Origin of the sequence: Pedobacter sp. ISL-64 (assembly GCF_018613605.1) — a bacterium.
Classification (GTDB): Bacteria; Bacteroidota; Bacteroidia; order Sphingobacteriales; family Sphingobacteriaceae; genus Pedobacter.
In genome coordinates this window covers 83,386-91,812 of the sequence record NZ_JAGGPU010000026.1, presented here as the reverse complement: position 1 = coordinate 91,812, position 8,427 = coordinate 83,386, and the positions used below count along the sequence as shown (strand labels likewise).

The following is an 8,427-nucleotide window of genomic DNA, read 5'->3' as shown; positions in this document are numbered from 1 at the left end:
TGATTAATTTGTTAACGTAAATTTCGCATATAATCTGATGTATTGCAAATTTTGGGGATGGAGATTTATAATGGTATCGTCATTCTGAAAGAAGTGAATCTTTTATAGCCAGAAAGATCCTGACCACGTAGTAGCTACAAGACAATTGAAAACACTACTTATACTTGTAAAACAAGTTCAGGAAGACGGCTCTTGGTAGCTGTCGATTTGTTCAGGAAGACAATCCGCTTAGAGACTTCCTACCAATGAACGAATGACTAATGATCTATTGAACTAATTACATACCCGAATCGGCAGCATTTGGATTTTCATCGTGCCATCTGCCCTGTACTTTCATTACTTTTTCGATAATATCGCGGACAGCGGTTTTGCCTCCATTGTAAGGAGAAATGAATGTAGATATCGCTTTTATTTCTGCTACGGCATCAGCCGGACAGGTTGGAAGCCCTACAAGTTTCATTACTTTTAAATCAGGAATATCGTCGCCCATGTAAAGCACTTCTTCTGCAGCAATGTTTTTATCCTGAAGATACTGATTAAAAATGGCCACCTTATCTCCTGTACCGAGGAAAACATCGGTTACACCCAGATTGAAAAAACGCTTCCCCATGGCAATACCATCTCCACCAGATATAATACAGATGTTATATCCTCTCTTAACGGCCAACTGCATGGCATAGCCATCTTTAATGTTAAAAGTGCGCAACGACTGACCATTATCAGTAACCTGAACTGATCCATCGGTAAGCACACCATCTACATCAAAAATGAAAGTGGTGATCTCTTTTAGTTTCTGTAAAAACATTCGCGCGTTTAGGGTTAAGCACTCGGTAACGACTCTGGACTAAGACCTCCGAACTCAGGACTAATTACTGATTATCTCTCCACTCGTAAACCCAGGCAGATTGAATTTGCTCTAAATGGCCTTCACTGCTTTCTTCGCGGGTACCTTTAAAGTTTGGCAACGCTAAAACCCATTCTAAAAGTTCGGTAAAGCGGATACGGTAGATTTTGGCTTCTGTAAAATCATCACCAAATTTCTCATATAAAGACATTGCAATATCTTCATAATCGTTCCAGTAAAAAGGTAAAGCAAATTTATCGTTATTCATGTTGTTTTGTTGTTGGTTAATTGTTTGAATTGGTTAATCGGTTAACTGTTTAAATCGGCTAATCGACTCCCGACTGAAGACTTCGGACTCCAGTCTAACTAGTGTCCCATAAAGTCAGACTGATCTGGAATGGTAACTTCGATATCGCCGTTAATCACCACACATTGGCAGCCTAAGCGAGAAGTAATTTTCGGACGAACAGCTCTATCGATAAAGTCTTCTTCTTTATCAGAAATCTCTTCGATATTATCCATACCTTTTGTTACGTATACATGGCAGGTACTGCAACCACAAACACCACCACAGTTGTGCTGTAATTCGATTCCGTTATCCAGACAAACATCTAAAACAGATTCGCCGGCTGCTATTGGTAATTCAATAGATTCGTGATCTGCTTCTTCAAAATTTATTTTTAGTTTAAAAATGCTCATAATTATTTTGCAAAAGTAAGAAGCAAAAGCCGTAATTATGCTATTTCAGCGTTAATTTTATGCTATCGCTCAATGTTTGATAAATGTTCTGCAATTCGGGCATATCGGTTAACATGCTCAAATGCTTATTTAAAGTGCTTTCGTCGGCCCTAACTGCTGGCCCAGTCTGCACATTTTCAGGTAGATTGCTCATTACCTTATCGGCGGTTTCGGCAATTAACGGCCTGATGATTTCGAAATCCAAACCGTTCTGACTTAAAATTTTATTTGCCAAAGCGTATAGGTGATTCGGAAAATTGCAGGCAAATACTGCTGCAAGATGTAATACTTTTCTTTTCTCGCCACCTAATTCGTACACCTGACGGCTAATTTTAGTTGCCAGATTGTTTAAAATCGCCAATTGACTTTCATCGTTCGCTTCTATACAAAGCGGAATATTTTCAAATGAAACCGCTTTACCTTTCGAAAAAGTTTGCAAGGGATAAAAAACACCTGCTTTTTTTACCTGTGACGATAAAATATTAATATCGGTAGTTCCAGAGGTATGCACCACCAAACCGCCTACATTTTTTAATGATCTGGATACGGTTTCTATGGCATCATCCTTTACCGAGATAATATATAAATCAGCATGCTGTTTAACTTCATTTAAGTCACTTACGGCCTCAGCTGATATCAAATCAGCCAATAACTTTGCATGATTAAGGTTTGGGCTGTACACCTGTACCACATCTTCACCATTGGCTTTTAATGCTTTTGCTAAGTGTGTGGCAACGTTTCCCGAACCTAATAAAACGATCTTCATGATTTTATGCGGTTTTGGCCTCTTTTCTTCTTCTGAAAATTGAAAGTAAGAAACCAACAACCATTACAATAGTACCTGCCCAATATAAATTGATGAAAGGAAATTCTATTGCTTTAAAAACTACCCAATCCTTAGCTTGTTGCGGTTTTTCGAAAATCTGAAGCTCCACTTTTTTCTCATCTGGCAATACCTTGGCAAAACGGAATTTCAAATCCAGTTCATCCACTTTACGTGCGAAATCGAAAGTGTTATTTCCTTTGATCAAGAAAATAGGCTCTGTGTTATAAACTTTACCGGCTGCATTAACCTCTAATGGTAAACCAACCGCATAATCGCCCTGGCCCAAAACCAAATCCTTTGCAGTAGGTTTTCTGTTTAAATCTTTAACCGTAACAATGCCACTTGAGGTGTGAATGGTATCGCCTACTGAAACCTTAACAATACGCGGTGCTTTATAATTTTCATCATCAGAATGACCTTCGTGATCATCGTGCGATTCTTTTTTAATAGCGGCACTGGTAATGTGGGTGTAAACATCGTAGGTTAAATAATGCTTAGTATCAGGAGAAGCAATTAAACCCATTTTTTCGTTATCCTGCACATGTGGATGTAAGTTAAAATCTTCTTTAACCTTACCTTCTATATCTAAAACTTTAAAATTAAGGGTATAAATGGTATTGGGTGCTACCGTGGTATCGGCTACATAGGTTACAGTGTACTTACCCATTTTCTTAGGCTCGTTTTTGTATAACATGATGTTTTCACCTGGTTTTTCTGTTTTCTCGAAATCTTTTACCGGAATAAAATTATTCGCGTTGATGGATAAAGGTTTGTTTGTAGCTGCAGAAATTAATGCACCTAAGATCAGGAAAGCAAAACCAATGTGTGCAATTGCGGATCCGGCCAATTTTGCCTTGCCACCGAAAGCCTGATATAATACCGCAGCGTTAGAAAGTACGGCAAATAAACAACTGAAGGTGATGAGGATGTACATCGTGTTGGTGTAAATATTAGCCACATATACCAAACCCGCTGTTAACACAATGGAGAAAATAATTGCCGAAACCAAGCTACTATAAAATTTGCGGGGGTCGGTTCTTTTGTATTTTAAATATTGAGAGAAACCCGAAATCAAAGTAATTAATACCGCAAATGGTGCTTGCCATTGGTTGTAATATTTTACAGCATCAATTGGCGGAGTAAAGTTTGTTCCAAACGCCTTATTGAATACGGGTACCGAAGTGGAGAATATTACCTGGATACAAGCTATAGTTACCACTAAAGCGCCAATAAACATCCAAAATTCGCGAGAATAAGTTTCTTCATCCTTGGTGGTAATTGGCAATTCTTTCCATCTTAATACAATAAGCATAACCGCTAAAACAGCAAATACTACATTGTATAAAATCAAGTGCCCAAACATGCCCATATCGGTAAATGAGTGAACTGATGTATCACCTAGAATTCCGCTTCGGGTTAAAAACGATGCGTAAAGCACCAATAAGAAACTTAAGAATACTAAAGCAATTGCGGTAAAATAAGCATGACCTGTATTTTTATACGCAATCATTACGTGTACAGCCCCGATTAGGGTTAACCATGGAATTAAAGAAGCATTTTCAACAGGATCCCAGGCCCAAAAACCGCCAAAGTTTAACGCTTCGTAAGCCCAGAAAGAACCCATAATAATACCTGTACCTAAAACCATCACCGCAAAAAGCGCCCAAGGCATAGCTGGTTTAATCCATTCTTTATATCGTTTTTGCCATAGTGCCGCAATTCCATAGGCAAAAGGCACAATCATACTGGCAAAACCTAAAAACAAGGTTGGTGGGTGGATAACCATCCAATAGTTTTGCAACAATGGATTTAGTCCTCTACCATCGGTAATAAATTTTAAATAATTAGCGAAGTTTTCAGGGTTTGCGAAAACTACAGGAGCCATTGATTTTAGATCAAGGGAATCTCTTAATAGGATAAATGGAGAACTTCCGATACGCTCACCAAAAATCTCTACACCTAAAAGCATTGAAGTCAAAAACACTTGAGAGAAGGCCACAACTGTCATTACAGGGCGCTCCCATGTTTTAGCTTTCCAGATTAATAAAGTACCCAGAAACGATTGCCAGAAAGCCCAGAGCAAGAAACTTCCTTCCTGTCCTTCCCAAAAAGCAGAAATAATATAATGAATTGGAAGTTGTTTTGAAGAGTGCCAATAAATATAACTGTATTCATTGTAGTGGCCCAATACCAGGTAGAACAAAATTGCTCCGATACCAATTATACAGCCAAAATTAACCAAGAATCCAATCCGGCCTAGGTTACGCCAAGATTTATCTTCTAAATTTTTATCGCGACTGGCATAAAAGTATGCGATTGTTGAAAGTAATGATGCACTAAACGCCAGCACAATAAAAAACTGCCCGATTTTACCCGGTAGCAGGTTTTCGCCTACAAATTGAATATCCATTAAAATTAGTTATATTTTTCTCGCCGTACTTACCTACCGTGTCAACCTTACCGTCTTTATTAATTTCAACAAGGTTATCATTATATTTAGATGGGCATTTCATTAAAATTTTCGATGCGTAGAATTTGTCCTTATCCATTTTACCGATAAGCACTAATTTTTCAGATTTTTCGAAATCCTGCGGTTTGGTACCTGCGTAAATTACCTCTCTCACTTCTCCCTTTTCATCTTTCATGTGGAATGAAAAATGGTTAGCGTCTTTTACGGCGTCGTAGTAAGTACCCATCGATTTTACCCAATAGCCCATAACATGCTCTTCTTTCTCAGAAAGGCTTGCCTGTTTGAAATTAGAGTAGGTGTCGGTATTTGCGTTTAAGCTAAATAAAATCCCTACGGAAATTGCGATGGTAATCAATCCAATGATTGCACTTTTCTTCATGGTTATACTTGTTGTAAAAGCTGGCAACAAAGATAGAAAAATCGGCTTAGCCAGCATTCTTTTACATTTTTCTTGTCTTTATATTGACAATTATCTGATTTTTAAAGTAAAATATTTTCTCAAAAGCCACTATTTATAACCGATCTTAAGGAATATCTTAAATCGTTTAAAAGTTTGGGCTGAAATTGTTAAGTTTGGCCTGTCAGATAATCATCCCTTTTTTACATCCCACAATAGAACATAAACCGGATTAACATGAAATTAAAGCAGTTTTATAAGCTTTTGTTATTTATAGTTTTGATACCTTTTTTAAGCTCTTGTTTTGAAGTAATTGAAGAAATTACCATGAAAAACGACGGAACAGGCGATGTGCTACTCACCATAAACTTAAGCCAGAGCAAAACCAAAGTGGCTTCAGTAATGCTTTTGGATAGCGTACAAGGCTATAAAGTGCCCAGCAAACAAAAAATTCAACAGGAATTAAATGAAGCAGTGGCCTATTTAAGAAAATCGGAAGGGATTTCGAATGTAAAAAGCACAAGCGATTTTAATAATTACATCGCAACCATTAGTTTTTCTTTTAAAGATGTTTCGAATATCAATAACATTACCAAAAACATTCTTGGCCAGCAAAAAATTAAGGCCACCAATACTTCCTCGTACGCTTATAACAAAGTCACTAAAACCTTTAGCCGAAAATATCAGGCAATAGGTAGTGCTAAAGCAGAATTCAATAAATTAAAAGCAAAAGACAAGGCAGTTTTTAACGGCGCAACCTACACCAGCATCTACCGTTTCGAATCTGTTGTAACAAGTAGTACCAATCCGGCATCAAATGTGTCGAAATCTAAAAAAGCCGTGATGTTAAAAAGCAGCGTCATGGATTTAATTAACGGAAAAATTAACGTATCTAATTCTATACAACTATCTAAATAAAGTGAAACTAAGGTAATTCATGTTAGTTTCACCTCCACTGAAAACAAATTATATTCTAATGAAACCATCATGAGCATCCCGTTCACAAACCGAGATAAATATGCTCATGATAGCTTCATAACCATTAAAAAAACAAATTATATACTAATGAAAAAAATTCTAATTGCCATCTCTCTTTTCTTATCGTTCAGTCTGGCCAAAGCCCAGGATCTGGTTAAGAAAATACCTTCAAATGCCTTCACAGTTGCCACCATTAAAGGTGATAACATATTTAAGTTAATGTTTGTGAAAGATTTTAACGAATCTTTTCTAGGCAAGAAATTACTTACCGAAACTTCAAAATCACTTGATAAAAGTTTTACCAGTATAGAAGATTTCGGCATTAACTTGGAGAAAAACATGTATTACTTTAATCAGTTAAGCGATAGTATTACATATAACTGCTTTCTTATTCCGATAAAAGATGCTAAAAAATTTGAAAGTCTGATTGACAGCAAAGAGAAAAAGTTTACACAGCTGGGCGATATCCGTACGATGGTTTTACCTGATAGCACGAGCATTATTAAATGGAACAACAACATGCTGTATTTTGTAACCGGGAGTATAAAAGGATCTTTCTTTGCTGATTCAGTTAAATCTGCACGTTATGGGATTAAAGATATAAGGTTCCAAAGTGACGATGCAATAGTTGCTGATAGCGCGGCTGTGGCTGTGGACTCTGCTTATGCAACAACAGATGAGCCTATGGTAGAGGCGGTTGAAGCCCCGGTTATTGAAAAAGTAAAAGTTGGCAAAAAATCGACGGCTAAAAAGAACACCAAAAAAACTGCCGGAACGAAAAAAACCGGTAAAAAGAAAACGGCCAAAAAATCTAAAAAAGTTGCTAAAATAGATTCAGATTTTGAAGAATCCAGAGAAGCAAGAGAATTCGCAGTCGATACTGCGAACGCCATGACTCCTGTTCATGGTATTGTTGATGAGCAATATGATGTCTACCAACAAGAGCGTTTGGAACAAGATGCAAAGAAAAAGAGATTGGCTTTTACCTGGATGACCGCCCAGGCAGATCAGATTTTCAATGGCAGTTACGAGTCTATCGAAAACAATAAATCATATACAGCAAGTTTAGATAATAAAGCCATTGCAGAACTTTGGGTATCGAGCCTTCAAGATGTTTATAATTCGATTGCGCCAGAATTTGGCACTTACGGAAAAGCTGGGCTGATGAAAGGTTATGGTGCATTAAATGCCAAGCTTTTTATGGATGATAAAAGTTTCCGTATTTCTACAGGCTTAGAATTGGCGCAGGAACAAGCAGATGCTTATAAAAAAATAATGAACAGAAAGTTAAACAAAAACTTTTTGAAATATGTAAACAGCGAAAAAGCCCTTGGTTTTATGAGCTATTCTATCGACACCAAAGCTTATCTGGAAGAATTCCCTAAATTAATGAAACAAACCTATGGTTCTTTATTGGGAGCCAAAATGGATGAAGAAATTGATCTTGGTGCTGAGCTCTTCAGTCTTTTGCTAGATGAAGAAGCAGTAAGCAAGGTAATTAAAGGTGATGCGTTATTCGTAATTAATGGATTAAACACAAAAGACGTTACTTACACCACTTACGAATATGATGATGATTACAAACAAAAAGAAATAGTTAAAACCAAGAAAGAAACGTTGCCTGATTTCCTTTTCATGTTTTCTTCTGAAGATACCAGATTGATTAACAAACTGATTAAATATGGCGTAAACAAAAATTATGTAACTGTCGAGAACAACATTTATAAAATATTGGAAAAGAAAAGCCCTATTGATATTTACTTTATGATTAAAGATGGTATTGTATTTTTCGGTAATTCGTTGGCTGAAATGCAGGGTATTAGCAACAATCAATACAACAGCAACAAATTAAGTAAACTGCACAAACAACTATTGAGCAAAAACAATTTCAGCTTTTTATTTAATGCCAAAAACCTGGTGGGCAAAGTGCCGGATTCGGAAATTGGTGGTGAAGAAACCGCTAAGAAATTTAACAGCACTTTAGAAAAAATGGGCAATGTATACATGAAATCGAACCCGATTAAGGGCAGATTGGTTTCGGCAGACATTAGTGCTGAAATTCCGAACGGACATGAAAATGCATTGAAATATTTGTTCTCGTTAATTGAAAATGCGACTAAGTAATTCAATTGGCAGTTTTCGGTTAGCAGTTTACACTGGCCTGTGTACAGTTA

At 36.9% G+C, this 8,427-nt stretch carries 8 protein-coding genes; 2 read left to right on the top strand and 6 right to left on the bottom strand.

From position 1 onward, the window contains the following. Positions 1-277: 277 nt before the first annotated feature. The 6 genes from J7E57_RS25110 to J7E57_RS25085 form a co-directional block, all read right to left on the bottom strand. Positions 278-805 (bottom strand): KdsC family phosphatase, encoded by a 528-nt coding sequence (locus J7E57_RS25110; RefSeq protein WP_215125761.1) that lies wholly within the window; start codon positions 803-805, stop codon positions 278-280. A gap of 64 nt (positions 806-869) precedes the next feature. Continuing rightward, positions 870-1,112 (bottom strand): Fe-S cluster assembly protein IscX, encoded by a 243-nt coding sequence (iscX, locus tag J7E57_RS25105; RefSeq protein ID WP_057932363.1) that lies wholly within the window; start codon positions 1,110-1,112, stop codon positions 870-872. A 98-nt stretch (positions 1,113-1,210) separates the two neighbouring features. Beyond that, positions 1,211-1,543 carry a 2Fe-2S iron-sulfur cluster-binding protein gene (locus tag J7E57_RS25100; protein WP_029275355.1) on the bottom strand — a complete coding sequence of 111 codons (333 nt, stop codon included), beginning with the start codon at positions 1,541-1,543 and terminating at the stop codon, positions 1,211-1,213. 40 nt (positions 1,544-1,583) lie between these two features. After that, positions 1,584-2,348, bottom strand: coding sequence for a Rossmann-like and DUF2520 domain-containing protein (locus J7E57_RS25095; RefSeq protein WP_215125762.1), 765 nt, complete (start codon positions 2,346-2,348; stop codon positions 1,584-1,586). A 4-nt stretch (positions 2,349-2,352) separates the two neighbouring features. Beyond that, entirely contained in the window at positions 2,353-4,818 is a 2,466-nt protein-coding gene (locus J7E57_RS25090; protein WP_215125763.1) for a heme lyase CcmF/NrfE family subunit, read from the bottom strand. Then, on the bottom strand, positions 4,778-5,257 hold the full coding sequence (locus J7E57_RS25085; RefSeq protein WP_215125764.1) for a cytochrome c maturation protein CcmE: 480 nt from the start codon (positions 5,255-5,257) through the stop codon (positions 4,778-4,780). The genes J7E57_RS25090 and J7E57_RS25085 overlap by 41 nt, the downstream gene beginning before the upstream one ends. A 255-nt stretch (positions 5,258-5,512) precedes the next feature. Here J7E57_RS25085 and J7E57_RS25080 point away from each other — a divergent pair, with 255 nt between their 5' ends. Next, on the top strand, positions 5,513-6,193 hold the full coding sequence (locus J7E57_RS25080) for a hypothetical protein (protein ID WP_215125765.1): 681 nt from the start codon (positions 5,513-5,515) through the stop codon (positions 6,191-6,193). Between the two features lie 147 nt (positions 6,194-6,340). Then, complete coding sequence (locus tag J7E57_RS25075; protein WP_215125766.1) at positions 6,341-8,377, top strand: hypothetical protein; 2,037 nt, start codon at positions 6,341-6,343, stop codon at positions 8,375-8,377. The last annotated feature ends 50 nt before the right edge of the window (positions 8,378-8,427 follow it).